28 protein-coding genes are annotated in these 26,247 nt (G+C 46.2%); 23 read left to right on the top strand and 5 right to left on the bottom strand.

Annotation, left to right across the window (positions count from 1 at the left end; genetic code table 11):
- The first annotated feature begins 91 nt into the window (after positions 1 to 91).
- The 20 genes from comGA (at position 92) to FC61_RS10760 (ending at position 20,161) form a co-directional block, all read left to right on the top strand.
- A complete protein-coding gene (comGA, locus tag FC61_RS10855; RefSeq protein ID WP_052471855.1) occupies positions 92 to 1,057 on the top strand; it encodes a competence type IV pilus ATPase ComGA in 966 nt (321 codons plus the stop codon).
- Positions 987 to 2,045 carry a type II secretion system F family protein gene (locus FC61_RS10850; RefSeq protein ID WP_233995603.1) on the top strand — a complete coding sequence of 353 codons (1,059 nt, stop codon included), beginning with the start codon at positions 987 to 989 and terminating at the stop codon, positions 2,043 to 2,045. Before comGA ends, FC61_RS10850 begins: the two co-directional genes overlap by 71 nt.
- Positions 2,038 to 2,349: a competence type IV pilus major pilin ComGC gene (locus FC61_RS10845; RefSeq protein WP_021740975.1), complete on the top strand. Its 312-nt coding sequence runs from the start codon at positions 2,038 to 2,040 to the stop codon at positions 2,347 to 2,349. Before FC61_RS10850 ends, FC61_RS10845 begins: the two co-directional genes overlap by 8 nt.
- Positions 2,336 to 2,785 carry a prepilin-type cleavage/methylation protein gene (locus FC61_RS10840; RefSeq protein WP_021740974.1) on the top strand — a complete coding sequence of 150 codons (450 nt, stop codon included), beginning with the start codon at positions 2,336 to 2,338 and terminating at the stop codon, positions 2,783 to 2,785. Before FC61_RS10845 ends, FC61_RS10840 begins: the two co-directional genes overlap by 14 nt.
- Positions 2,757 to 2,969, top strand: coding sequence for a hypothetical protein (locus tag FC61_RS10835; protein WP_021740973.1), 213 nt, complete (start codon positions 2,757 to 2,759; stop codon positions 2,967 to 2,969). The genes FC61_RS10840 and FC61_RS10835 overlap by 29 nt, the downstream gene beginning before the upstream one ends.
- Positions 2,966 to 3,388 (top strand): prepilin-type N-terminal cleavage/methylation domain-containing protein, encoded by a 423-nt coding sequence (locus FC61_RS10830; protein ID WP_021740972.1) that lies wholly within the window; start codon positions 2,966 to 2,968, stop codon positions 3,386 to 3,388. Before FC61_RS10835 ends, FC61_RS10830 begins: the two co-directional genes overlap by 4 nt.
- The gene (locus FC61_RS10825) at positions 3,388 to 3,582 is read left to right on the top strand and encodes a hypothetical protein (protein WP_021740971.1); all 195 of its coding nucleotides are present in this window, start codon (positions 3,388 to 3,390) and stop codon (positions 3,580 to 3,582) included. Before FC61_RS10830 ends, FC61_RS10825 begins: the two co-directional genes overlap by 1 nt.
- Positions 3,583 to 3,677: 95 nt before the next feature.
- Complete coding sequence (locus FC61_RS10820) at positions 3,678 to 4,700, top strand: class I SAM-dependent methyltransferase (RefSeq protein ID WP_021740970.1); 1,023 nt, start codon at positions 3,678 to 3,680, stop codon at positions 4,698 to 4,700.
- 16 nt (positions 4,701 to 4,716) lie between these two features.
- Complete coding sequence (locus tag FC61_RS10815) at positions 4,717 to 5,907, top strand: acetate/propionate family kinase (protein WP_011667926.1); 1,191 nt, start codon at positions 4,717 to 4,719, stop codon at positions 5,905 to 5,907.
- Between the two features lie 205 nt (positions 5,908 to 6,112).
- Positions 6,113 to 7,516, top strand: a complete 1,404-nt coding sequence (locus FC61_RS10810; protein WP_035464072.1) for an amino acid permease — start codon at positions 6,113 to 6,115, stop codon at positions 7,514 to 7,516.
- Positions 7,517 to 7,638: 122 nt separating this feature from the next.
- A complete protein-coding gene (locus FC61_RS10805) occupies positions 7,639 to 8,487 on the top strand; it encodes an aldo/keto reductase (protein ID WP_021740968.1) in 849 nt (282 codons plus the stop codon).
- 14 nt (positions 8,488 to 8,501) lie between these two features.
- Positions 8,502 to 9,110 (top strand): metallophosphoesterase family protein, encoded by a 609-nt coding sequence (locus FC61_RS10800; RefSeq protein WP_011667923.1) that lies wholly within the window; start codon positions 8,502 to 8,504, stop codon positions 9,108 to 9,110.
- Positions 9,111 to 9,169: 59 nt separating this feature from the next.
- Positions 9,170 to 10,555 carry a bifunctional metallophosphatase/5'-nucleotidase gene (locus FC61_RS10795; RefSeq protein ID WP_021740967.1) on the top strand — a complete coding sequence of 462 codons (1,386 nt, stop codon included), beginning with the start codon at positions 9,170 to 9,172 and terminating at the stop codon, positions 10,553 to 10,555.
- Positions 10,556 to 10,566: 11 nt separating this feature from the next.
- The gene (locus FC61_RS10790) at positions 10,567 to 11,238 is read left to right on the top strand and encodes a YutD family protein (protein ID WP_042750156.1); all 672 of its coding nucleotides are present in this window, start codon (positions 10,567 to 10,569) and stop codon (positions 11,236 to 11,238) included.
- Between the two features lie 12 nt (positions 11,239 to 11,250).
- Positions 11,251 to 12,045: a TIGR01457 family HAD-type hydrolase gene (locus tag FC61_RS10785; protein ID WP_021741102.1), complete on the top strand. Its 795-nt coding sequence runs from the start codon at positions 11,251 to 11,253 to the stop codon at positions 12,043 to 12,045.
- On the top strand, positions 12,038 to 12,667 hold the full coding sequence (locus FC61_RS10780) for a TIGR01906 family membrane protein (protein ID WP_011667919.1): 630 nt from the start codon (positions 12,038 to 12,040) through the stop codon (positions 12,665 to 12,667). Before FC61_RS10785 ends, FC61_RS10780 begins: the two co-directional genes overlap by 8 nt.
- A 596-nt stretch (positions 12,668 to 13,263) precedes the next feature.
- A complete protein-coding gene (locus FC61_RS10775; protein WP_021741104.1) occupies positions 13,264 to 13,905 on the top strand; it encodes a WxL domain-containing protein in 642 nt (213 codons plus the stop codon).
- Positions 13,906 to 14,144: 239 nt separating this feature from the next.
- Positions 14,145 to 16,376: a WxL domain-containing protein gene (locus tag FC61_RS10770; protein WP_021741105.1), complete on the top strand. Its 2,232-nt coding sequence runs from the start codon at positions 14,145 to 14,147 to the stop codon at positions 16,374 to 16,376.
- A gap of 332 nt (positions 16,377 to 16,708) precedes the next feature.
- The gene (locus tag FC61_RS10765) at positions 16,709 to 18,562 is read left to right on the top strand and encodes a SpaA isopeptide-forming pilin-related protein (RefSeq protein WP_042516658.1); all 1,854 of its coding nucleotides are present in this window, start codon (positions 16,709 to 16,711) and stop codon (positions 18,560 to 18,562) included.
- A 192-nt stretch (positions 18,563 to 18,754) separates the two neighbouring features.
- The gene (locus tag FC61_RS10760; protein ID WP_021741089.1) at positions 18,755 to 20,161 is read left to right on the top strand and encodes an APC family permease; all 1,407 of its coding nucleotides are present in this window, start codon (positions 18,755 to 18,757) and stop codon (positions 20,159 to 20,161) included.
- A 238-nt stretch (positions 20,162 to 20,399) separates the two neighbouring features.
- Here the strand turns inward: FC61_RS10760 and FC61_RS10755 are convergent, their stop codons facing one another.
- The 3 genes from FC61_RS10755 to FC61_RS10745 form a co-directional block, all read right to left on the bottom strand.
- Positions 20,400 to 21,194 (bottom strand): SDR family NAD(P)-dependent oxidoreductase, encoded by a 795-nt coding sequence (locus tag FC61_RS10755; protein WP_021741090.1) that lies wholly within the window; start codon positions 21,192 to 21,194, stop codon positions 20,400 to 20,402.
- Positions 21,195 to 21,211: 17 nt separating this feature from the next.
- The gene (locus tag FC61_RS10750) at positions 21,212 to 22,051 is read right to left on the bottom strand and encodes an aldo/keto reductase (RefSeq protein WP_021741091.1); all 840 of its coding nucleotides are present in this window, start codon (positions 22,049 to 22,051) and stop codon (positions 21,212 to 21,214) included.
- A gap of 122 nt (positions 22,052 to 22,173) precedes the next feature.
- Positions 22,174 to 23,031 carry an SDR family NAD(P)-dependent oxidoreductase gene (locus FC61_RS10745; protein WP_021741092.1) on the bottom strand — a complete coding sequence of 286 codons (858 nt, stop codon included), beginning with the start codon at positions 23,029 to 23,031 and terminating at the stop codon, positions 22,174 to 22,176.
- Between the two features lie 72 nt (positions 23,032 to 23,103).
- On the opposite strand from FC61_RS10745, the gene FC61_RS10740 reads away from it, so the two are divergent.
- Positions 23,104 to 23,457 (top strand): MerR family transcriptional regulator, encoded by a 354-nt coding sequence (locus tag FC61_RS10740; protein ID WP_021741093.1) that lies wholly within the window; start codon positions 23,104 to 23,106, stop codon positions 23,455 to 23,457.
- 80 nt (positions 23,458 to 23,537) lie between these two features.
- On the opposite strand, the gene FC61_RS10735 is transcribed toward FC61_RS10740, so the two are convergent.
- Together FC61_RS10735 and FC61_RS10730 are read right to left on the bottom strand one after the other, a co-directional pair.
- On the bottom strand, positions 23,538 to 24,203 hold the full coding sequence (locus tag FC61_RS10735; protein WP_011667913.1) for a VTT domain-containing protein: 666 nt from the start codon (positions 24,201 to 24,203) through the stop codon (positions 23,538 to 23,540).
- A gap of 99 nt (positions 24,204 to 24,302) precedes the next feature.
- Entirely contained in the window at positions 24,303 to 24,812 is a 510-nt protein-coding gene (locus tag FC61_RS10730; RefSeq protein WP_011667912.1) for a phosphatidylglycerophosphatase A family protein, read from the bottom strand.
- A 121-nt stretch (positions 24,813 to 24,933) separates the two neighbouring features.
- On the opposite strand from FC61_RS10730, the gene FC61_RS10725 reads away from it, so the two are divergent.
- A complete protein-coding gene (locus FC61_RS10725; protein ID WP_035464177.1) occupies positions 24,934 to 25,527 on the top strand; it encodes a peptidylprolyl isomerase in 594 nt (197 codons plus the stop codon).
- Between the two features lie 33 nt (positions 25,528 to 25,560).
- A complete protein-coding gene (locus FC61_RS10720; RefSeq protein ID WP_011667910.1) occupies positions 25,561 to 25,950 on the top strand; it encodes a CvfD/Ygs/GSP13 family RNA-binding post-transcriptional regulator in 390 nt (129 codons plus the stop codon).
- Positions 25,951 to 26,247 lie beyond the last annotated feature (297 nt).

The following is a 26,247-nucleotide window of genomic DNA, read 5'->3' as shown; positions in this document are numbered from 1 at the left end:
AGAGGCCTGCGGGTCTCTTTTTTTTCACGCATTTTAATGCTAACCGATGGCGATTGCGGAGATAACTAAAAGCACCCGGAGGTGAGGCAGATTGATCGACACGTTGATTGAACAAATGATTGCGACGGCAATTGAGCAGCGCGCAAGTGATCTTTACGTTTTGCCTGTGAAAGCAGGACTCCAAATTCGCTTACGTTGCGTCACGGGAGTAGTGACGTGGCAAACCGTGACGCGGACTGTGGGGGAACAACTAATTGCTTACTTCAAATTTCATGCCAATATGACGGTTAGTGAGCGTCGCCGGCCACAGGTAGGCGCACTGACCTGGCATAAGCCATACCCAGTCGAGTTGCGGTTCTCAACCGTTGGGGATTATGCGCATCAGGAGTCACTCGTAATCCGGTTAATTTACGCTTATCAGCAGACGCAAAATGCCTATTTAGTACCACAACAGGCCGGAGTTCTACAGCAATTGGCGCAACAACGCGGGTTAATGTTATTTTCCGGGCCCACAGGTGCGGGAAAAACAACCACCATGTACACAACAGCGCAAAAGCTAGCTGCGACAGCGGTCGTCCTAGCGATTGAAGACCCAGTGGAGATCAAGGAACCGCAATTTATTCAATTACAAGTCAATGAAGCTGCTGGTATGGCCTATGATACCCTGATTAAGGTTGGCTTACGTCATCGCCCGGATGCATTTATCATTGGTGAAATTCGGGACGCCGTGACGGCACAGGCTGCGGTTCGTGCAGCGTTGAGTGGTCACTTAGTTTTGAGTACGGTTCATGCTAAAAGTGCCGCTGGAACGGTGAATCGATTACTAGATCTCGGAGTAGATGCCACACAGTTACAACAAGTCTTAACGGCCGCTTGCTACCAGCGACTAATTCCTCGCATCCAGCAGGGCCCGGCCGTTTTGTTGGATATCTTGACTGAATCAGATCTTTGGCAAGAAACGACAACCGTTTCAGAAAGGTGGCGGCATGCACTTGAAACAGCAGCGCAGTCTGGACATATTACAGCCAAAACAGCGGCGAGTTTCCAAACCGGGTAAGTGGTCATTGGCGACACAGGCCCGGTTTTGCCAGTTGTTGGCGGATCAGTTAGCCAGTGGCTTTTCTTTGAAGCAAGCCATTGCGTTTCTACGAACGGTGGCCGGCGAATTTCCCCGTAGCCTAGCCACGATTGAACAGCAATTGGAACAAGGCACACCGTTAATTGACGTGTTGGCACCTTACTTACAAGCCAATGTGTATTTTCAATTAAGACTGACGCTGGCCCACGGTGATCTACAACCGGCTTTACAACAAGCGGCCCAATTTTTACGATTGGCAGCAACTCAGCGTCGTCGCTTTCAGCAACTGTTGATGTATCCATTAGGGCTATTGGTGAGTATGCTCGGCCTATTTGTGACGTTAAAGGTGGGCATTTTACCGCAGCTCCAGGGGGACTTAGCGGTCCAATCGATTGGCAATCAAGGAGGTTGGTACGGTTGGCTGGGACTCGGTGGTAGCTGTTTGTTAGGACTAGTAGGAGCCTGGCAGTGGTGGCATAGACAGCCGCGGTTACGGCTGGCAACGCTGTATTTACGAGTTCCGTTTGTTGGTCAACTAGTTCGGGCATATTATGCTTATTATCTGACGGCCAATTTAAGTCAACTGATTAGAACTGGCTTGAGTGTGAAACAAATGTTACGCGTTTTAAATCAGTTACCCGATAAGGCGCTGTTACGCCAGTTAGCCCAGGCATTGGAGCTGAAATTAATGACTGGTCAGTCGCCGTTGCGCTGGTTGCGTGGGCAGCCGTATATTCCGGCCCAATTAGTCGTCTTTCTTCAAAAAGGTAGTACACACGCACAATTGGGTCGAGAATTACAAGCATATAGTGAGCTGCAATACCGTGAGCTGGTCGCGCGAAGTGAACGACTACTGGCACTAGTTCAACCAATCTTACTGGGGGTGGTCGCTGTGATGGTCGTGGGCGCTTACTTAACCTTACTGTTACCGATGTATCAGAATTTACAGGAGGTTTACCATGATTAAGCGGCGACGAGGGTTTACGCTAATTGAGATGACGATTGTTTTATTTATTATTTCCCTATTGGTCCTAATTATTTTGCCCAACTTGAATGGTCAGCGGCGCCATGCCCAACACATCCACGGTGGGGCCATGCTGACGGTGGTGCAGGGCCAAGTAACGGCTTACTTGGATGATCATGAGGGCACGAAGACCGTTAGCTTTCAAGAACTTAAAGCGGCTAAGTATTTGACCCCCCAACAGGTAACCCAAGCCAAACGCGAGGGTATTCATATCAAAGATGACCAGGCGATTCATGAATCAAAATAAACGGGGATTTACGTTATATGAAACGCTCCTTGTCTTAGTTATTACCTTGAGCTTAACCGTTTTAGTTGGAACGCAAAGCCATCGACAATACCAGCGAATGGCTGAGCGTGCCTTCTGGTCTACTTGGCAGCAAATGTGGACAGCGGGTCGTCAGGTTGCGCAACAGCAGCGACGGCCGGTAGCCGTTAAAATCAATCGCCAGACAGGTGAACTGACGCTTTATCAGATGGCACCCTACCATGAATTACATCGCTTGACGCCACCCAAATCGTTGAAGTGGCGGGGTGGTGCGTATGAATGGGGCATTTCAGCGACCGGTGCAGCGCCAGCCTTGACGATTGAGTGGTTCAGTACGGCCAATCATTTGTGGTGGTATCAGACATTTCAATTAGGAGGGGCGATTTTTTATGTGGGCGCAACATCAAAGCGGCATTAAGCGACAAGGCTGGTTACTGCCAGATGCATTATTAGCGTTAAGTATTGTCGCTTTGACAGTGACAACGGCCCAACACGTGTTACTGACAACGGAACATTTGGCCCAGCAACGTCAGGAGCAGTTGACGCAGGCTCGATATCGGCATGATCAAGCATTGCTAGCTTGGGCTGAGGCACAGCCATGAATCGTCATGGATTTACGCTGATTGAAGCCGTACTAGCTTTAGTCGTTGCGAGCGGCCTGTTCTTATTGGCAACCGGGACGGATCGCCGGTTGGTGCGCCCCTTGCAACATGATCCAGTTGCTTGGTATCAAGCGGTCCGGGTTTTGGAGCAACCTGGGAAATATCAGTTTTGCTCGACAACTGGCACTATTCTCAAATTGTGGGATCAACAGCGGCAAACGACTGTGCATGTCTCATTACACCACCAGATTTTAAAATTAACCAATAGCCGGGGACAAGGTTATTACCCATTATTGAAACATGTGGTGGCGGTTAAGTGGCAGGCGACACCTTATTCAGGATTGGTAAAAATGACGATTCGACAGGAGGGATTACCATCACAGCACGTGTTACTGGATCTACGCGGCAAGGATTCTTAATGCTGTGGGCACTATTCTTCTTAGCGGGGATTAGTCTATTAGTGATACTGGTTGTCAGTGGTCAAGCTGCCCGGCGAGAGAGCACAACGCGGTTAATCACGGAGTATAACCAAGCCACGCGACGATTGAAGCAGCAAACGACCAAGCATGTGAAAAAAGTACCGGGTCATACCGCTGTAAAGCCGTTAAAATAGGATTAGCCACAAAGATTGCTTGAATAACTTTCGAAAAATCGGTACTATAGATAGCGGATACAACGAATCAGGTCAATTTCACAAGGAGGCGAAGCGTGCTGTCACAAGAACAGACAGAAGCACTCTTTAAGGTGTTAGATGAATCGACGACCACCTTACAAGCAGTGCTAAGCACATCTTATTTAGATGCCTTCGTTGAAACGGGAGATAATCTCCTCAACGGGCAAGTTCAAGTTGAAGACGGGAAACCAGACGCACTAACTGTGGCTAAATTGACGGCGCTTTATCAGCAAGTCGATTGGCAAAGTTTTGATGCGCCTACGGTTCGCCGGGCCGTTCAATTGGCCATGTTAAAGGCAATTCGAGTTGATGACATTCAAGCCAACCACCAACTAACGCCAGATACGATTGCGTATATTATGGGATATTTGGTTGCACGTTTAGAAAAGAATAAACAACATTTGACGGTGCTTGATTTAACGGTGGGGACTGGGAATTTGTTGACAGCGGTATTGGCGCAATTGAAAGATGTGGTTGCGGGTGAGATTGCGGCGTATGGTGTTGACAATGATGATACCATGCTAGCGATTGCGCAGACGTCGAGTGATTTACAACGGTTACCGGTTGAGCTCATTCACCAAGATGCTTTGGAACAATTGCTGGTTCCGGCCAGCGACTTGATTGTGGCTGATTTGCCGATTGGTTATTATCCAATCGATGATAATGCGGCTAACTTTCAAACGCATGCTACCGAAGGCCACTCATTCGTTCACCACCTATTGTTGGAGCAAGCAGTTAATCAGCTAACGCCGGGTGGAATTGGCGTTTTCCTGGTACCAACTCAGCTGTTTCAAACTGAGGCGGCCAAGGGCTTGTTGAAATGGTTGCCAAATAATGTCTATCTACAAGGACTGCTGAACTTGCCAAGTGAGTTATTTGCCAATGCGAATGCACAAAAGGCAATCTTGTTCTTACAAAAGCCAGGCGCTAATGCCAAGCAAGTTGAGCAGGTGATGTTGGGTGAGTTCCCATCATTTAAGGATCAGTCAGCGTTTCAGAAATTTGTCGCAGAAATCGTCGAGTGGGAAGAACAAAACCTACTGACGGATCGTCAATAAAAGGAGAAGTTACTACATGGGAAAATCATTAGCCGTTAACGCCGGAAGTTCAACATTAAAGTTCAAACTATTCCAGATGCCGGAAGAAGAAGTTATTGCCGAAGGCGCCATTGACCGGATTAGTTTGGGTAATTCGTTAGTTGAAATCAAGTATGGTGATGGGCAAAAGTACGAAACTCATCAAGATATCAACGATCATAACGAAGCTATTCAATTGATGTTAGACCAATTGACTGAACTCAAGATTATTACGAACTTTGATGAAATCACGGGTGTTGGTCACCGTGTCGTTGCTGGTGGGCAAGAATTCAAAGATTCAGCCATCATTGATGACGATGTCTTACAAAAGATTGAAGACTTGGCAGAATACGCGCCACTGCATAATCCAGCTGCAGCCATGGGCATCAAGGCCTTTAAGAAGATCTTGCCTAACGTGGTGAGCGTGGCGGTCTTTGACACGTCATTCCATACGTCAATGCCTCAAGAAAATTACATGTATGCCATTCCTTACGAATACTATGAAAAGTACGGCGCTCGGAAGTACGGTGCCCATGGGACAAGCCACCGTTACGTTGCCCATCGTGCTGCTGAAATGTTGGGCAAGCCATTAGAAGACCTGAAGTTAATCACGATGCACTTGGGTGCTGGTGGCTCAATTACAGCGATCAAGGATGGCAAGTCATATGATACATCCATGGGCTTCACGCCATTGGCTGGGATTGAAATGGCAACCCGTTCTGGGGATATTGATGCCTCATTAGTCGCTTACTTGATGGAAAAGCTGAACATTGAAAAGCCCAATGATATGATTAACATTCTGAATAAGAAGTCAGGCTTAGTGGGTGTTTCTGGTGTATCAGCTGATATGCGAGATCTGGAAAAGGTTCAAGCTAAGAATCCACGGGCCAAGTTAGCTCGGGACATGTTCATCAACCGGATTGTGCGTTACGTTGGGGCTTACCTAGCCGAATTAGGTGGTGCCGATGCGATTGTCTTCACGGCTGGTGTTGGCGAAAATGATATTACCATTCGTCAAGAGGTTGCGGATAAATTGGCTTACTTTGGAATTGGTGTTGATTCTGAAAAGAACAACATTCGTGGCGTAGAACGCGACTTGAGTAAGGCAGGTTCAAAGATTAAGACACTCTTAATTCCAACTGATGAGGAATTAATGATTGTCCGTGATATTGAGCGTTTACGGAAATAAGATCGATTGACTGACACGTTGGCAGAAAGCCAGCGTGTCTTTTTTTCACCTAAAGTTGAACAAGTATCATTTATATATGTATAAGATGAATGAAATTCTTTTATACCGCGGTTGAGGCCGTCTTGGCTGGAGGAATGCCATTAGGTGGTCGCTAGCGTTAATCTATCAGCCGTGTATAATGTATTTCAACAAAGGGGCGATTAAGATGAAAAAAAGTCAATCAAATGAAACCCAAGAATTTTCGCGGGGACTTCAAAGTCGCCACGTTCAGCTCATCGCGCTGGGGGGCACGATTGGAACTGGTTTATTTCTGGGCGCCGGGCAGTCGATTCATTTAGCAGGACCCGCTATTTTACTGGCGTACTTAGTAACTGGCGTGATGTGTTTTCTATTAATGCGCGCGCTCGGTGAACTGTTACTGTCGGACTTAGATGCACATTCTTACATTGATTTCATTAAACGTTATTTAGGCGATAATATGAGCTTCGTTGCCGGTTGGACCTATTGGGTTTGCTGGATTACGATTGCAATGGCTGAAATTACAGCGGCAGGACAATACATGCAATTTTGGTTTCCTCATTTACCACAATGGGTCACCGGAGTTGTCTTATTAGGTGTTTTGCTGACACTTAATTCTGTTACCGTTAGTGCGTTTGGCGAGACGGAGTTTTGGTTTGCCATTATTAAAGTGGTGGCTATTATTGCGCTGATCTTGGCGGGGGCTTACATGGTTGCGGTTCATTTTCCCACGCCAGCGGGGCATGCCAGTGTAGCTAACCTGACTACTGGTCACTTCTTTGCCAACGGCGCTAAGGGGTTCTTTCTATCCTTTCAAATGGTTCTCTTTAGTTTTGTGGGGATTGAAATGGTCGGGATGACCGCTTCAGAAACGGCTAACCCCCGAAAAGTTATTCCTAAGGCGATTAATGAGATTCCGATGCGGATTATTTTATTTTACTTAGGTTCCCTATTGGCGTTGATGTGTATTTACCCGTGGACCGCAGTCTCACCAACTAGTAGTCCGTTCGTTCAAGTCTTTAAGAACGTGGGCATCCAATCGGCGGCGGCCGTCATTAATTTCGTTGTATTGACCGCGGCGGCTTCGGCCTGCAACAGTTCCCTCTTTACAACCGGCCGGATGTTATTTTCGCTGACGTACCAAGGTAAAGGGGCCTTTGCTCGGCGAATGGGGACATTGTCGCACGCGCAAGTTCCGGTTCATGCATTGCGATTTTCAACGCTGGTTATTGCTATTTCAGTTGGCTTGAACTTTATTATTCCCGGGCATGTTTTTGCATTTGTTTCTAGTATTGCGACCACTTGTTTTCTCTTTATCTGGGGAGCCATTGTCGTGGCGCATCTAAAATATAAAAAGCAACAATTAGCCAATGGCTTAACGACTGATTTTAAGATGCCGTTCTTCCCGTGGAGTGATTATTTTATTTTAGCCTTTCTGGCGATGGTGGCGATCATCTTGCTGTTCCGAACGGATACATTGATTGCCTTAATGGGATCAGTGGCTTGGCTGGTTGCACTCAGTGTTGGAAAAGTTTGGCATGACCAACAAGCTGTAGACAACCGGTCGCAAACTGATAAAACTTCAAACTAATCAAGGACAGGATCGGTGAGCATACCCGATCCTGTTTTTGATTAGATAAGGGATTGGAACCAGCGAAAAATAGGGGGAAGTGCTAGGATAGGGGTAATAAGTAAATAACGGAGGCGTTAAAGATGAAGCAATTGACCATTGCGGGACAAACTGTTCCGGCTATCGGCATTGGCACATGGCATATGGGCGATCAACCGGCACAACGATCGGCAGAGATTGCGGCAATTCAAGCAGGAATCGCGGCCGGAGCCCGGGTCATTGACACGGCTGAAATGTATGGCGCAGGCCGTGCTGAGTCTCTGGTTGGCGAAGCACTGGCTAATGAACGACGGGAAGATTTATTTTTGATTTCTAAAGTCTTGCCAGAAAATGCGTCACGGCAAAAAATGGCTGTGAGTTTAGACGCCAGTTTACAGCGGTTACGCACGGATTATTTGGATTTATATTTGTATCACTGGCGGGGCACTGTTCCCTTGGTTGAAACTGTAAGCACCTTGCAGCAGCTACAAACGACGGGCAAGATTCGTGCCTGGGGAATTTCAAATTTTGATCAGGCGGATCTTAATGAACTGTGGTCACTCCCGGGTGGCAATCAAGCGGCGGCCAATGAGGACCTTTATCATTTGGGGAGTCGTGGATTGGAATATGATGTACTCCCGTGGCAGCGGGCCCATCAGTTACCGTTGATTGCCTACTCACCGATTGCTCAGGGGGATGTCTGGGGGCATCATCTGACAACGAACGCAATCGTACAGCAGGTTGCGGCAGCTCATCACGCCACAGTCTATCAAGTTTTGTTAGCTTGGGTGATTCGTCAACCCCAGATCTTGGCAATTCCCCAAACGAGTTCGATTGCTCACATGCAGCAAAATATCGCTGCTGGTGCGTTAACCTTAACGGCGGAAGAATTGGCACAGTTAGACCAAGCTTTCCCTGCACCTACGACCAAACAACCACTGGACACGTTATAAAGGAGGCTCAGCAGATGCAATTCTTTACATCAGATACGCATTTTTTCCACAAAGATTTATTAGGTGATAGCGACTTTGCACCACGACCGTTTGCCAGTGTTGATGAAATGAATCAAACCATTATTGATAACTGGAATGCTCGTGTGGCTGAAACGGACACGGTTTATCACTTGGGCGACATTGCCCTATATTTTACGAAACCAGCCATCAAGTCCGATGAGGCGGTCTTCAATGTCTTATCGCAACTGAACGGTCATTTAGAATTGATTAAGGGCAATCATGATAGCCGAGCGTTATTTAAATACTTGGCGGCCCATAATTTTAGTGACCATGGTCAACCCAAATTTGCCTTTCATGATGTGGGAGCATTGATTAAGTACGATCATCGGCAATATTACTTAACGCATTATCCGATGATGTTGGGGATTGTCAATCAGATTATTAATTTGCACGGGCACATTCATCACTATGCTGTTCCGGTTAAAGAAAATATTAACGTTGGTGTTGATACACCGGAACAACGGTACTTGACTACCAGTGTTCCATTTGGTACGCCGTTTTCACCAACGGAAATTGAACAGATGGTCACGGGTAAGGCTCAGGAGTTCCGTGAAAAACAATAGCGCTTGACCGTTCCGTTTGGATGCCGTAGGATTAAAAGCAGTGTTAAGAGGAGAATGAGATGATGGAACGGATAACAATCTTGCACACCAATGACCTGCATTCGCATTTTGAAAATTGGCCGCGCATTCGGCGGTATCTCAAAACAACGCGCCAACAAGTGATGGCCGATGGGGCAACGGTGTACACCTTTGATCTGGGTGATCACGTTGACCGGGTACATCCAGTTAGTGAAGCGACTAACGGTCAGCAAAATATCCAGTTAATGAATCAAATTGGGTATGATGGTGTCACGATTGGGAATAATGAAGGACTGGGGTTTGTGCGGGCGCAATTAGACCACCTGTACGACCATGCGAATTTTCCAGTGATCCTGGGTAACTTACGCACACCAGACACCCATGAACTACCAGACTGGGCCATTGATCATCGCTTGTTAACAACGGCGGCTGGGACGCGGCTATTAATTCTGGGATTGACGGCGCCGTATCATCTAACCTATCCGTTGGCCGGGTGGCAGATTTTAGACGTGCAACCGACCTTAGCGGCACTCTTACAGCGCTTCGCTGGTCAGTTCGATGTCTGTGTGCTGTTGTCCCATCTTGGGCTGGATGTCGATCGCTTACTAGCCAAACGGTTTCCACAGGTCACGGTAATCATCGGCAGTCATACGCATCACTTATTGCCACATGGAGAACATGATCATCAAAGCTTACTAGCAGCAGCTGGCAAATTTGGGCGGTATATCGGCAAGATTGAGTTGTCAATCACACCGGATCATCAGGTGAAATCAGCGGTGGCTAGTGTAACGGAAACGGCAACGTTACCGGTTGCGGATGGCGATACTGCTGAGATTACAGGTTTACAAGATCTGGGAGAATCCATCTTATCTGAGCAACGAGTCGCTAATTTACCGACAGCGATGGAAGCCGATCCCACTGGACAACCCCGATTGGTCCGTGAAGGGCTGCATGCTATTGCGGAATATGCGGGTACGCAAGCAGCCATATTGAACGCTGGCTTATTTCTACAAGATTTGCCCAGTGGTGTGGTTAATCAAAATCAACTGCATCAGTTATTACCGCACAATATGCACGTAATGACGGTGACACTAAGTGGTTATGATCTTTGGCGGCTCGTCCAAGAATTTGAGCTGGCTCGGTTATTTTTACGTCGGTTCCCACAAAAAGGGATGGGCTTTCGCGGTAAAATCTTTGGCGAACTCAATTACCTAGGTCTGGCCTATGATGCGGTAACTCATCAAGTTACGTGGCGCGGTGAACCCTTGTCACCTACCCGTCAATATCGCATCGCAATGGTAGATCATTACCTGTTTATTCCGTTTTTCCCGACAATTTCGATTGTTGGTAAGAACCAAATTTTATATGACGACTTATTACGAGAAGTGTTCGCACAGTACTTGGCGCGGCACTATCCGTTAACTTAACAAATGAGAGGATGACGACGGTGGATCGCAAAGATTTGGAGGCACTAGTTGCCCAACAAAAAGAAACCCGCGAGCCAGCCGCTGAAGTGGTGCGGGTGGATGAAACACATTTAACGATTAATAACCACCCTTATGAATTGGTCGTTAATGTACGTGACGGTTTTGACTTTACGGAGTTTGCGGCCCGGTTCAGTACGATTTTAAGTAAATTCGATTATATTGTTGGCGACTGGGGATTTGAACAACTTCGCTTGAAGGGATTTTATGCCGAAGAGCGTTCCGGTGCGAAACAAAATCAGATTGAAGCCGTTCAGGATTATTTATATGAAATGTGTAACTTTGGGTGTGCTTATTTTATCCTGCATAATTTAGACGTTAAAACAGCACCCAAACCGCGGCGAAATCGACGTCGGCGTAATACCAATGGCCCTAAAGTTGAAAAAACAACCGCAACGGCTGCACAACCAGCAGTTAAGGCGGATACTGCCGGAGACAAGCCCAGTCATGCGAATAATAACCATCGGCGGCGGTCTCGGCATCGGCGGCGGAATACGACCCATCCATACACGGAAGAACGGCGGACGACGGTTAAGCCAACGTCAACGGCAGCTAAGACGGTGACCGTCGCAACGGGTGGTCAAGGTCGGCGACATTTTACCATTCGAAAAAAGGAAGAAGAGTAGGGAGCGGTTGCAGTGAAAAAGTATCAAGCTTATTTAATCGACTTGGATGGCACCATTTACGCTGGGGCTAAACGTTACCCTAAGGCGAAAGCTTTTGTAGAACGGCTGCAGGCTGCACAAATTCCGTTCAAATTCGTAACGAATAATACGACCAAACTCCCGGTTGATGTGGTGGCTAATCTAGCTGACAATCATAATATTCACGTCACCACGGATAATGTTTATACGGCTGGTTTAGCAACGGCTGATTATTTAGATCAACGTGCAGGGGCTACCGGTAAGCGAACTGTTTATGTGGTAGGCGAGATTGGTCTGCATCAGGCGCTGGCGGCTAAAGGATTTACGGTGGATGAAGAACATCCAGAATACGTTGTGGTTGGGTTAGATAGTGATGTGACGTATGAAAAATTTGCTAAGGCAATTCTTGCCATTCGCAGTGGCTCAACCTTCATTGGCACGAATTCAGATTCTAATATTCCCAAGGCACGGGGGCTAATGCCAGGTGCGGGTGCACTGGTTGATTTGGTGCGGTATGCTACCCAAACGGACCCGATCTTTATTGGTAAACCTGAACCGATTCTGTTGGAAAATGCGTTGCACCAATTAGGAGTAGCGGCGGACCAAGCTATTATGGTTGGGGATAATTATCAAACCGACATTCTTGCCGGTATTCATGCCGGTGTGGATACGTTGTTGACGTATACGGGTGTCTCGACTCCTGAACAAGTTGCCCAGCAAAATATTCAGCCGACCTACACCGTAAGTGCGCTGGATCGATGGGATCTCGAGGTGGGACCACGTGACTAGGTTAAACCGTTGGAGTGGTTTCACGGCGTTATTTTTAGCATTACTAACGCTAACGATAACCTTAACGATCAATGCATTCTGGCTATATCGACTCGATATTCACTGGTTAGGAATTACGCACCTCGTGAATATGTCACCGACAAGGATTATGCACAATTATTACCAGTTGCTACGCTATTTGGAATTGCCGTGGGTGACGGAGTTAAATATGACTAACTTTCCAACTTCTTTTACCGGCATGATTCATTTTGAAGATGTTAAACGATTATTTTTGATTAATCATATCGTGTTAGTGTTGTCGATCATTCCGGCTGGCTGGTTCTTACGACAACTACATCAGCGGGGGGAGGAATGGCGACTGATTCGACCGGCCCAAGTGGCGGCGGTCATTCCTGTATTTTTGGGTGTGATGTTGACGATTAATTTTAATGGGTTCTTCATTGCCTTTCATCAAGTCCTGTTCCGAAATAATGATTGGCTGTTTGATCCGGATCTGGACCCAATTATTAACGCGTTACCGGATACATTCTTTCTGCATTGCTTTATCTTAGCGTTTGTTCTATTTGAACTGGGTGTAGGCTGGTTGTATTGGCGTGGTAGACACGCGATTCACCAAGCTTAATTAGGGCATCAATAAGTATTTAACGGCACGTCATTCATTAATGAATGACGTTTTTTTGTTTTGGGGTAGAACGGGCTGGGGAGATTTTCGAAGGAGAAACGTTGATTCTTGACCAATCAGTTATCTTAAATTTAGTTTGATTAAAGGGCCAAAGATAATGGGGGGATGATAATTTAACTAAAATTATTAAGTTGTGCGTATGAATGATTTGTTAAGAATAGCAGTAGCGACCGCACGATAATTCAGGAGTTTCTAGGGCTGATCGGCACCAGTAGGAGTGACGATTTTTGGGAATGATCAGTGGCCCCCGCAATCAATCAGTTGGTAAAAGGCTATTAAAAATAAATTGTGAGCGGTTACCATCACTAAGTGAATAGATACGAAACTCCGGCTGTTGACTAGTTTTTTAAGGCGGAAGTGAGTATGATACTCGTGAATCAAGCGGAGGGTTACTCCACGTGACGTTAGTTTGAACGCTGACGAACAGAGTGGTCGGCACGGTTTAAATTTTGTGGTGGGGGTAGGTTGTCAATCAGTATGATGACAAATGTGTATAAACCTGTTAACAGCTAGATTTAACTAAGGAAGTGTGGATTATGGCTCTCCAAATGAAAAAAATTTGGTTAAGCAGTTTAGCTGTAGTCGGATTAGGCTTAGGATTAGCGGCCGCAGTACCAGCATTAGCAGCAGGTAGTTCCTCAAGTTCTGGTTCTTCAAGTCCTAGTGCGACGTTGACACCTAAAGACAGTCAAGCAACGACGGTATTTACAACGACTAACCCGTCACTGACATTAAGTAAGGTGCCAAATATTGACTTTGGGAGTAATGCAACGCCTAATGGCTCAACGGATCTCAGCGTTCAGGCGGCTAAAGTAGACTCCGATCTAGAAGTGGCCAACGATGGGATTGCCAGTGGCTGGAACGTTCAGGTAATGAATTCGGCATTTACGGATTCGACTGCCAACAATTCGCTATATGGCGCGAAGCTATCATTTGCGGCGGCTGGGGTAGCCCCGGCTAATGCAGATAACGCTTCACCTAAGCCAGCGATGAGTGCAGTTTCCTTGAGCGGTGATGGACAAAATCAACTAGTTCTGTCTGCACCAGTCAAAGGTGGTCTGGGCATTTGGGATACGGAGTACGCTTTGAGTGATTTCAAGTTGTCAGTTCCGGCTGGTCAGTTACCAGGATCGTATGTTTCTAATCTGACTTGGCAGTTAAGCAACGCGCCACAGTAACAAATAAGGAGGAGATTGTTGTTCATAGAGCGTTGGGTCACAGTGAACCTGTGATGAAGAATGACTCGTTGGGCCTGCCGGTTTGCGCTTGTCGCAAACGCTACAGACCCTTTGTTATGTGATGAATGAAACCGTCTTTATGAATATTCTTATACCAAATGAAATTGATCAAAAAAGTTGAGGTGTCATTGACTAGTGGCGCGAACGTTTGAAAATAAAATGACTTAATTATCGGAGGGATGAAGGTGTTAAAGAAGTGGATATGTGCTGGGGCGATTTTGATGGCCGTCGGTACTGGTGGCATGACTGCTCAGGCAGCGGATATGGGAACGATTAACCCTGCTGACTACAAGAAAGCATTAGAAACAGCACCGTTAGGAATTGTGATGAATCAGGACGATTCAGTCGTGACGACTGAAAAAACAAATAATGATAATAAAAGTAGAGCTGAAGTCGTAAATGGAAATAATCCAGATACGCCAGAAGCACAGGTGGTATCAATGACGCGGCACATAAGTGAGTACGCATCGGTTTGGTCCAAACGTGGTAGTGAATTTAATCTAAATGAACCTCAAACGGCATCCATGTGGTTATACTTTGGTAATCAGCGTGGAAAGTCTGGTGAGGGTATGGCATTTTCTTTGCATAATGATTCGCGAGGTATTAACGCGATGCCAGAATTGGACGAGTATGGTAGTGTTCCAGGAGAAGGTTTGGGTATTTGGGCGTCAGATGTCGATAGGTATCAGTCCAAATTAACTGAGCTTGCGAAGACCGCCATGCAAAATGCTTGGGCCGTGGAATTTGATACGCACGCGAATGTTGAAAAAGGAAAGTATGCGGCTCAAAAAGTTAGTTCATTCGATGTGCTGGTTTCCAAACATATTGAGCATATCGCTTCTAACTATGCAGCAAAGCCAGAAACATACGAGCGATATAAAGATTCAGGATGGTTTGGAAGTGGACATACGCCGGCTAATAATATGAATTACTATTATGGCATGTTGCATCAAGGATTAATTGATGATGGTATTCGTGGACAAACTAAGTTTTTATCGAATGGTGAGTGGCGGCATGTCACGTTTAAGTGGCAACCGGCTAACCATGAAAATGATTCATACGGCCAGATGACGTACATCTTTGATGACAAGGACCCTAAGACAGGAGAAAAACTTACTGGGCAACAACAAACAGTAGATGTTAATGTAAACCTCATTGATCCAGACCGAACAGGTAAAGCACGATGGGGGTTCACGGGGACAACGTCTTCTGGTCAAGCATCAAATCAGTTTGTTGTCTTCGAAAAAACACCAGATCTTATCGACGGTAAGACAACTACAACACTAAAAAATCTTACGCGGAAGAAGGAAGTTAAGGCGGGGGATGAAGTCTTTGCCAAGGATAAGCTCGAGCTATCCTATCAGTTCAACTATCAAGATGGGCAGCAAGCTAACTGGGCGAATATTCAAAGCTACTTAAAGCTCCCTACGGATATTGATTATGATAAGGCCGAAGTCACGTATAGTAATGGGCAAGTGCAAAATATTTCCCTTGATGATCGTCAAGGCCAGTCAATTAATGTCTTCTTGGCAGAGAAGCTAAATAAGGATGTTGCCACGGCTAGTATTCGATTTACGGGTCGCGCCGCCGCGGTCAAAGACCGGCGTGAGGTCGCGAGCACAACTAGTAAATACACGTCTAACGTGATGATTGGTGAATTAACGACACCTGATTTTGTCATTAATCCCAGTCAAGAATTAACGTTAACGGTCACAAGCGATCAACATCTCTCACTGCCAGTCAACGAGTCAACCACCATTACCGGTCAAGTTGACTTAGATAGTGCTGCCTCCCTTGCACATGACGAGCCAATTTGGGTGCACGTAACGATCAACGGCAAGGTTCAAAAAGAACCGGTCAAAGTTGCTGAAGATGGGACGTTTAAGGTTACGTTGCAAGCTAACCAATTACAAAAGGGTAATAATGTCATTGAAGTTGTGGCGACTTCTGGTGAGTTACGGTCAAATGCAGAAGAGGTGACGATTTCTTGTTCAGGCTGTTTAGAATTAACGGCACCTAGTGACGTGTCGTTTGAATCGAAACAACTGACTGGTCAACGCCAGGAATTAAAACGTGGTGATGGTTGGGAATTGTCTGTGCAAGATACACGAGGCGCTGGTTCTAAATGGCGCTTGAGTGTGAAAGCTGCGGCCTTTATTAACGAAGCAGGCGATCATTTACGTGGCAAGCCAGTCTATGCGACTCGCGAAGGAAAGCTACCAATTGAAAAGGAAATGACGCCAATTGTGACGCACGAAACGACTAAAAAACAGGCAAAAAACCATAATGTTTATGGCGTTACCGATGATTGGGACCACCAAACAGGGATGTTTCTTTCAATCGATAGTGGCGCGACGGCTGGAAACTATCAAGGCGAATTAACGTGGTCACTTGATGATGCTCCCAGCTAACCTTGACTAGGGCGAAACAAAAGTATTGAGCGGAATAGAAAGCACCATAATGAAGGATGAAGTCTAGTTGGCTACTAGGTTTCATCTTTTTGTCTTGAATCAATGAACGGCCATCGCTTCTTAACTATAGAATAGCGAAGCCGCTTCAACGGTGGAACCGCAACGAATCCGCTTGTAAACGAACTTAACGTGAAATTAGCTAGTTTGGGGCACGAACTAGCTAAAATTAACCATTCGAATGGGTTATTTACTGACAGCCCATCATTTTCGCGTATAGTGTGGGCAGCGTTAGGAAATAAGTTGTCGGTTTTGTTTTTGGAGGAGGTGTTAACATGAGACGAAAAACGCGCACAGTTCTGTGGAGCTTGCTTGTCGCGTTGACTTTTTTGTTAGCAGGAGGATTTCTGACGCAAAGTATGTCGGCTCAAGCTGATACGGTTCCAACCGTTGGATTACAGGGGAGCGATGCTAAGTTAACGAATTTTGATGGGACCCCTATTACCAATGTGACAGTCGGTCAAAGCTATAAGGTAAGTTATAAATGGGCGATTAAGGATGGGATACCAATAACTAGTGGTGATACAGCAGTGGTTTCCCTCCCGAATGGTGTTTATGCGGCCAGCGATATGGTGATCTCAATTCCAGATGACACTGGTCGAGAAGTTGGGGTTTTCACGATTAAGGCCGGAGAAGCAAGCGGTGTTATTACCTTTACGAATGCGTTAGCTGCGCCGGCGACCAACCGTGCCGGTACCTTGAATTTCGCGGTTAAGGCTGGTGAAAGTTCTGGGAATAATGCGCAGAGTAATAAGATCGCAAAGCAAGGCATTATTCTTGAGTCAGATGCGCAAGGGCGACCGACCAAATTACGATGGACGATTTATGCTGCACAAGCCGGTAAAGATGCAAATGACGCGGTGTTAACTGATACCATGGGACCCGGCCAAACGTATATTGAGGGCTCGGCCACTGCAGAACGGGGGCAGTTGATGCCAACTGGCGTCTTTGTGGGCTCGTCAAATGTAACGCCTAGTGTAGCGGTTAGTGGTAGTCAACTAACCATCACGGTTCCCGGTGTGACCAATGCTGCTCGAGTAACCTATGACACAACACCAACGAATTTTGATCAAAATGGTTGGGAAAACTCTGTTACGTTTAATGGTCAAAAGAGTGATTCTACTATTGCCTGGGGCGGTAGTGCAACTGGTGGTGGTACGCAGCCAGACACGGCCACTGGTTCAGTTGTATTAACCAAAACTGACCCAGAAGGTAAGGTCTTAGCGGGTGCGGTTTACACGTTGAAAAAGGCCGACGGAACGGTCGTTGCAACGGGATTAAAGACAGACGAACAGGGTAAAATTACGTATGAAAAATTAGAGCCAGGTGCGTATGAGTTTATTGAAACGGCTGCACCCAGCGGGTATCAAGTGAGCGAAAAACCAGTGACATTTACGATTGTTGCTAATCAGACGGCCGCGGTGAGTGTAACGGCGCAAGACGATCCCTTAAAAGAGAATCCAGGGACGACAACGCCAACAGAACCGGAAAATCCAACGAATCCAACGGAGCCGGGTAATCCGGGAACGACTACACCAACTGAGCCGACGGAGCCTGGCACCCCTACGAATCCAACGGAACCCAGCAATCCGGGGACCACGCCACCGACGAAACCCGAAAATCCAGGAACCACGGTACCGCCGACAAAACCGGGTGTCACGTCTCCAACCAAGCCTGGTGTGACACCACCGGTAAAGCCAACTAAGCCGATAAAACCAACGGTACCACCAACGATGCCAAAGCATCCGACGACTCCAGGTACGCCTATTACGACCAAGCCGGGACATCCTAAGACGCCTAGCACGCCGGTAGCAACCGTTAAGCCAAAGGTAGCACCGTCAAGCCGAGTGACACCTAAACACGTGGTAACAGCGACTACGAATGGTTCGATTTCGACGGGAACAGGTGCCCCAACTGGGACTATGTCGACCGGGATGACGCCGTCAAGCACGGGAACGGAACATCGAATGGGTCACAGTAATGGTGCGGTTTATGCTAGTGGACATAGCCTGCCACAGACCGGTGAGCAACGAACGACCAGTCAAGGTCTACAAGTAGTTGGAGGGGTACTTCTCATCCTTGTAGGTATTGGTGGCTACGGCTGGTATGAGCTGAAACGACGAGATTAATTGCATAAAGGAAATGACGCGTCCCTTAACGGGGCACGTCATTTTTTTTGAGAATTTGGGGGTTCATGGTCTTAAACGGTCAACGCTATTTGCTAATTAGGGGAATTAACCATAAAATGGGGTTGAAATGGCAACTTAATTAGATTACAGTTAAAAGATTCGTGGCAGAATGATTACTTATAGGGGTGGGTTATGAAAGACATATTTAAAAAAGAGTCAATTGCAACATATTTGAAAGCAGATGCTCGGTTATCCAAGACGCTGCGTGCACGTGATTTGGTAGCGTTAGGAATTGGTGCCGTGATTGGGACGGGGATTTTCATTCTTCCTGGGCATGAGGCGGCCTTGCACGCTGGTCCCGCCGTGGCTGTGGCCTTTTTACTCGCCGCACTGGTTTCTGGAATTGTTGGGATGGCATATGCTGAATTCTCCTCAGCGATGCCAGTTGCTGGATCAGCCTATTCATTTGGTTCTGTCGTTTATGGCGAAATTGTGGGCTGGATTCTAGGATGGGCCTTGATTTTGGAATATTTTCTAGCGGTGTCCGCCGAAGCAACCGGGTTTGCAGCGTATTTTAATAATAATATTTTACACGCTGTTGGTTTCAACTTGCCGCGAGCTTTGCAGGCAGGGCCGATGGAAGGTGGCGTGATCAATTTATCAGCAACGCTGATTGTGCTCATTGTGGCGTTCATTATTGTTCACGGGACGACGCTATCTAAACGCGTGGAGAATGTGGCGGTGGTCATCAAAGTCGCAATTATTATATTATTTATTGTAGTTGGTGTATTTTACATTAAGTCGGCGAACTATGTCCCATTTTATCCGCAAAAGTTCCGAACATCACCGTGGGGGCTAGGTGGGATTTCAACGGCCGCGGCAACTGTCTTCTTTGCTTTTATTGGGTTTGATGCGCTGGCCGCTAACTCAGCCGAAACAATTGAACCGGAGAAAAATGTTGTTCGGGGTATTTTAGGAACCGTTGTCGTATCAGTTATCTTATACGTCGCCTTTTCGTTAGTTCTGACGGGGATTGTTAATTATCGGCAACTAAATGTGGATGATCCGGCCGCCTATGCGTTACAACTTATTCACTTGAATACGTGGAATAAGTTGATTACCATTGGGGCATTAATCGGTATTTTTACGTCGATGATTACCATGTTTTTTGGCGGTTCTCGGCTGGTTTATGCGTTGGGGCGCGATGGCTTGTTACCGGCTCGTATGGGTGAGATTAGTTTTAAGCGTGCCGTGCCCAAGAATGCCATTATTGTTGCAACGGTTGTGCAGGCGTTCTTTGCGGGACTGGTGCCGCTGACAGAATTGGCTTCGCTCATTAATGCGGGAACATTGCTGGCGTTTGCCTTTATTTCCTTTGGGGTCATTCCCTTGCGGCGACGAACCGATATTGAAAATCATGGCTTTAAGATGCCATTGTACCCATTTCTACCTATTTTGGCTGGGGTAGCCAGCATTTACTTTATTATTATGTTGCCGAACGTGACCAAGATTTCCGTGGGGCTATGGCTCTTGGTGGGAGTTGGGGTTTACTTTGGTTATGGTTTGCGCCATTCTAAACTGCAAAATCGAACTGAATAGTCAAATTAAAACTAGGAGTGACCCCTATGACGCGGGGCACTCCTAGTTTTATTATGTAGAAAAAAATTCACAAAAAAACAGCACAACGTTTGACCGTTATGCTGCAATGGTGAGGTGCGGCGACCTTCGGAACGCTTGCGCGCCGATCGCGTACCCTCACCGTGGTTTGGCACCTCGACTAGTATCGCATGAGTGGCAAGCCAAGTCAACCAAAAAAACTAGCTATAGGACTAGTGCCTTACATAATTGTTGGCACCAATCCACCATCTAGACGTAAGGCCTCACCGGAAAAGGAACTAGCATCTGGGCTGGCTACGAAGGCAGTAAATCGACCAATTTCAGCTGGTCGAATCAAGCGTTGAATTTGGGAGCGTGAACGATGGTTCTTCATGAAATCAGCTTCCCATTGGTCTCGTGGTAGACCACTGTCAGCGTACATAGTGTTCAACATAGTTTGAACACCCTCGGTAATGGTGGAGCCTGGCATGATGGTATTCACGGTAACGTGTGTCGCAACGGTCAATTTTGACAAGCTTTTAGCTAAGGAGAGGTTCATGGACTTGGTCATACTGTATTGTGGCATTTCACCAGAAGGCATGATGGCTTCTTCACTGGCGATAAAGATAATCCGACCGAAGTCTTGAGCTAGCATTTTGGGAAGATAAAATTTAGCTAAGGCATTACCCGCTAAAACGTTAACGTCAAAGAATTTACGCCAAACGTCATCGGTAATTTCTTGGTAGGCCATAGGCTCAAAGATTCCCATATTGTTAATGAGAATATCAACTTGTGGGACTTGCGTAAAGAGTTTTTGCTGGTCTGCCGACTGGGCAATGTCGGCAGCAATTCCACGGGGATGGGTCGTTGGGAAGGCCGTAGTGAGTTCTTGTACGACGTGCTCAACGACCGAAGCTTGGCGACCATTAATAATGACATCGGCCCCTTCACGAGCCAGTTCAGTTGCAATGGCCTTGCCGATACCTTTAGTAGATCCCGTAATAAGCGCTGTTTTTCCGGTTAAATGTAAATCCATTGATGTAACCTCCTAGGTCAGAAATCAAATTCATCAGGGTTGGGTCCCACGCGTAAGTCGGCATTGAGGGCGTCAATACGCTGCATATCTTCAGGCGATAACTTAAAGTCAAAGACGGCGGCATTGCTAGCGAGGCGTTTCGGCTTAACCGATTTAACGACAAGCAGAATGTCTTGTTGAATATCCCAGCGGAGAATGACTTGAGCGACTGTCTTATGATGACTGGCCGCAATCTCCTGTAGAACGGGATTGTCTAAAATCTGTCCTTGCATGAGTGGGGACCACGCCTGCAACTTGATATCATGGTGGGCTGTGAACGTGCGTAGTGCCGCCTGGTTTAACTTAGGGTGCCGTTCGACTTGGTCAATAACTGGCATAACCTTAGCAAAGGTGAGCAGGTCTTTCAAGTGATGCGGTTCAAAGTTGCTGACGCCAAGGGCCTTAATTTTACCCGCTCGATATAAGTCTTCTAATGCCCGCCAAGCATCGCGGTAGGCATCGTGTCCAGGCCAATGAATTAAATATAGATCGAGATAGTCGAGCCCTAAGCTAGAGAGACTATCGTTAAAAGCAGTAATGGTTTCATCATAAGTTAAGTGCGCGTTCCAAACCTTGGAGGTGATAAACAGATCGGCACGTTGTAAGCCAGTTGCGGCTAGTCCTTGTTGAATACCTGCTCCGGTCCCGGTCTCATTGCCATAAATTTGGGCAGTATCGATGAGCCGGTACCCTTGTTGAATGGCTGAAGCAACGGTTGTTGCCGTAGTGGTATTATCAATTTTAAAAACCCCTAATCCTAGACCGGGGATTTGGGTACCATTATTTAAAGTGATGCGGTCAGTTAAGCTTGTGATCATGGGAAAGGCCTCCTGCAATTTGATAGTATCACGATACTACAGCGAAATGGTGATTACCGGAAGTACCCACTTTAAAGTGGCATAGGAACTAAAAAGTAAGTTTTGCTGGTCAGAAGGGACTATTAGTAGTTGAGTGGTTGGGAGGTTAGCTTACAACTAGTTTGCCACCAATCAGTGGTTAGACTTGGTGAGAATTGTTGCGGTAATCGAATAACTTTCCCGGATTCATTGAAGAATTGGCCCGTTACGGAGGCTAACTCTGGGGCGGTAGCAAGGCGAGCACCGATTGGTTGATTTTTCTTGGATAGTTGGGCTATTAAGGGGCCAAACAATCGTAAAAGCCAGCCAGTCGACTGAGTGCCGTAACTGGAGTCCGGGACGTTTCCAGGATGGAAGATGTTAATGGTGATAGCTGTTCCTTGAAGAATCGTGGCTAGTTTCCTTGTTAGTAACAGTCGTCCAACCAGTGCGTTGCTCGTGACGGTCAACCCGCTATAAGAAGAGCTACTCGGGACGGGTTGCGGTGAAGTGGGGGTTAAACGACGGACAATGATTGGCAGTGCCCCAATTAATAGAATTCGTCCTTGTGCAGAATTTTTGATTAAAGGGAGAAGGGCGTTAATGAGCCAAAAGTGAGTCAAGTAATTCAAAACAAAATTTTGATCGTAACCGTCGGGCGTTAGTTGCTGGTCAGTTGTCAAAATACCTAAGGAACTGACGAGAATGTCGATGCGATCTAACCGCAGAGCCAGTTGGCTGGCTAAGGATGCCGCTGCGGACTCAGTGGTCAGATCGGCCGCTATGAATTGGATATCAGAGTTACCAGTTTGTTGCCGTATCGATTGTACAACCTGCTGGCCCTTGTTGGTATTGCGAGCAACGATAATGATATTTACGTCCTGTCGTGCCAGATCAAGGGCAGTTCGTTTACCAACGCCTGAATTACCACCAATGATGACAGCCACTTTTTTATTAGTCATAAGAAGATCTCCTTGATTTGAATGTAAATTGATTCTAAACTATCAAGTAAACTTGATAGCAAGGAGTTTCTAATGACAGTTAAAACGGTGTATTCGGCAGAAAAGACGGCTGAAATGGTGGGGATATCTAAAGCAACGCTTCGTTATTATGAGGAATATAAGATTATCGGACCGATTAGCCGGGATGTTCATAATTACCGGGAGTATACGGCAGAAGATGTTGAGTGGATTAAAGTCATTGTATTACTACGAGAGATGGGCGTTCCTGTTAAAAGTTTGATGGGGGTGCAAGAGGCCCGCATGCAAGACCGAGTAGACTATCTAAAAGGTTATCGGCAAACCGTTCAAGAAAAGATGCGGCAACTGGAGAAAACAGATAATCTTTTGGCCCAGAAGATTACTTATCTTGAAACACATAAACTATAGGTGGCGGAAGCGCTGATTATTAGATGGAAATGGGCGTAAACAAAAAGCCAAGTCCTAATGACTTGGCGTGGAGAATAGGTTTAGTCGTCTTCAGGAACGCGATTGGGCGTTGCAGGGTGTCGACCTCTTAGCCAACCAACGATGGCTGGAATCAGTGAAATGATGATAATTCCCAGAACAACTGCGGAGAAGTGTTCTTTCACAAACGGAATGTTACCAAAGAAGTACCCACCACCGGAACAGATAAAGACCCAAGTGATAGCAGCGCTAACGTTGTAGGTTAAGAAGCGGCCATACGGAAACTTTGAGCCCGCCGCAGTGAACGGAACGAATGTCCGAATAATTGGCATGAAGCGGCCTAGGAAAATTGCGAGGGGCCCGTGTTTACGGAAGAACGCTTCCGATTGAGCCAGTTTGTCTTTATTAATCAGACGGCCAAACCAGGAATGATTCGACAGAGCGGCGCCCGCCTTGCTACCAAGATAGAAGTTAAGGGAATCACCGGCAACAGCTGCGAGTAAGAATAGACCACTAAAAAGCCAGATATTTAGGCCATAAGCGGGATTAGCCGCTAGAGCTGCAGCGGCAAAGAGCAACGAATCACCCGGTAGAAATGGTAAGATAACCGCACCAGTTTCGATAAAGATGATGGCAAACAAGATGATATAGGTCCAGCCGCCAAAGGTATTGACGATATTGACCAAGTGACTGTCAATGTGAAGGACAAAATCAATTAAATATCCCATTAAGGTTCTCCTTATACATTTTAATTTAGTGACCATAGTGTAAGTCAGAAGACACCTCACTGTCAGCAGAATCAGTGAAGCTTAATGAAATTATGAGAATTACTTAAAGGGTGTATCTTGTTCCCCCTGATCGTCATGGGCCAATCGTGCTGCAGCTGCGGCAGCAATGGCTCCAACTAAATCATCTAAAAAAGTGTGAATGATTCCGGGTTCATGGGCATTCAATTTGGCTAGGATTCCCGGTTTAACCCGGTCGATGTAACCATAATTGGTAAAGCCAATTGACCCATAGATATCGACGATGGATAGCGCCATGGTTTCATCAACACCGTAAAGACCCTCATCACGTTCAACAATGGTTTGAAGGGGTTCCAAGAGTGTGTGATTTTCAGCTGCAATATCTAGTTGGATACCTGTGATAATGGCATTTTGAACTTCTCGTTTGCTTAGGACGGTTTGGACACTATCCAAGGCTAATTCAGGACTCAAGTCTTTAATGAAGTTTTTTTGTAAGAAAATAACCAGGTCGGCAATGTCTTCTAAATTGACACCGCGCTGGTTGAGTAGATCAATAGTACGTTGTTTTAAAGCAGTTGCTGGTTTTGCCATGAGGGATCTCCTTTATTAGTTAATTAATTTCAGTATAACACCGACCGCGTCAGTTGCATTTTTGTTGACTGGCGGTGATAATAGATAAAAGATAGTGTTTGAAAAGATATGGAGGATAATTATGACAAAGTTTCCACAAATTGATTTGGCTAACGCCAGGGGCCCACAAGTCACGATTGAGACATCGATGGGGACTATTCAGCTACAGCTGTTCCCCGAACAAGCACCAAAGACGGTTGAAAACTTTGTAACCCACGCTCAGGCTGGTTACTATGATGGCTTAACTTTTCACCGGGTCATTCCTAACTTTATGATTCAGGGTGGCGATCCAACTGGTACTGGGATGGGTGGCGAAAGTATCTGGGGACAACCATTTGAAGATGAGTTCTCACAAGAGCTTTATAACTTGCGTGGTGCCGTGTCAATGGCCAATGCTGGCCCGAATACTAACGGTAGTCAATTCTTTATTGTGCAAGATAAGGACATGACTGAACAAATGCAAGGCCAAATGAAGGATGCTGGCTTCCCTGATGAAATCGTTGATGCCTATAAGAATGGTGGTACGCCATGGTTGGACTTCCGCCACACAGTCTTTGGTCAAGTGATCTCGGGAATGGATGTTGTCGATGCCATCGCTCAGGTCAAGACGGATGCTAGTGATCAGCCAGCAATGCCTGTAACAATGGATAAAGTGACGATTCAAGAAAATGACTAATCAAAAACCTACTATAAGAAGGAGGACGGTAGCATGGCATTTCAGATTGGCCAACGGGTGACCGGCCATATTACCGGAATTCAGCCTTATGGGGCCTTTGTCAGTCTTGGCGGTCATCGCCAGGGACTGATTCATATTTCAGAATGTCATTGTGGCTATGTTAAGGATATCCATGATTATCTAGCAGTTAACCAAGAGGTGGATGTTGTTATTTTAGACATCGATGAGTTTACAGGTAAGATTAGCTTGTCGTTAAGGTGTTTGGAACATGTTGACTTTAATCAGGAGACATTACCACATCAGCATCGACACTATTGGACGAATCATCGAATCAACATTGGTTTTAAACCAATTGCGGACCGACTATCCGGTTGGAAAGCGGAAGCGTCACGACGTTTAGATCAAGAAAAGGTCTCCTCCTAAAGAGGGGCCTTTATTTTTTTCATTTTTCCCTTGACCTAAGACGGGATGCTTGGTAAGATATTACCTGTTGCTGTGAACGACAGAAATGCATAAAAAACAAATTGCTGAATAGTCATACAATTTGAAAATAATGCTTGACGCGTCAAACAGCAACTGATACAATGATTTATGTTGTCGAAAGGCATCGAGCATCTGAATATCTCAGCCACCTGGTTGAATATATATTCAAAAGTTTTAAAAAGATGTTGACATGATTTGGACGACATGATATACTTTAAAAGTTGTCACGGAGCACTT

This window comes from Levilactobacillus brevis ATCC 14869 = DSM 20054 (genome assembly GCF_001433855.1).
GTDB lineage: Bacteria > Bacillota > Bacilli > Lactobacillales > Lactobacillaceae > Levilactobacillus > Levilactobacillus brevis.
This window is presented reverse-complemented; position numbering and strand designations above follow the sequence as displayed.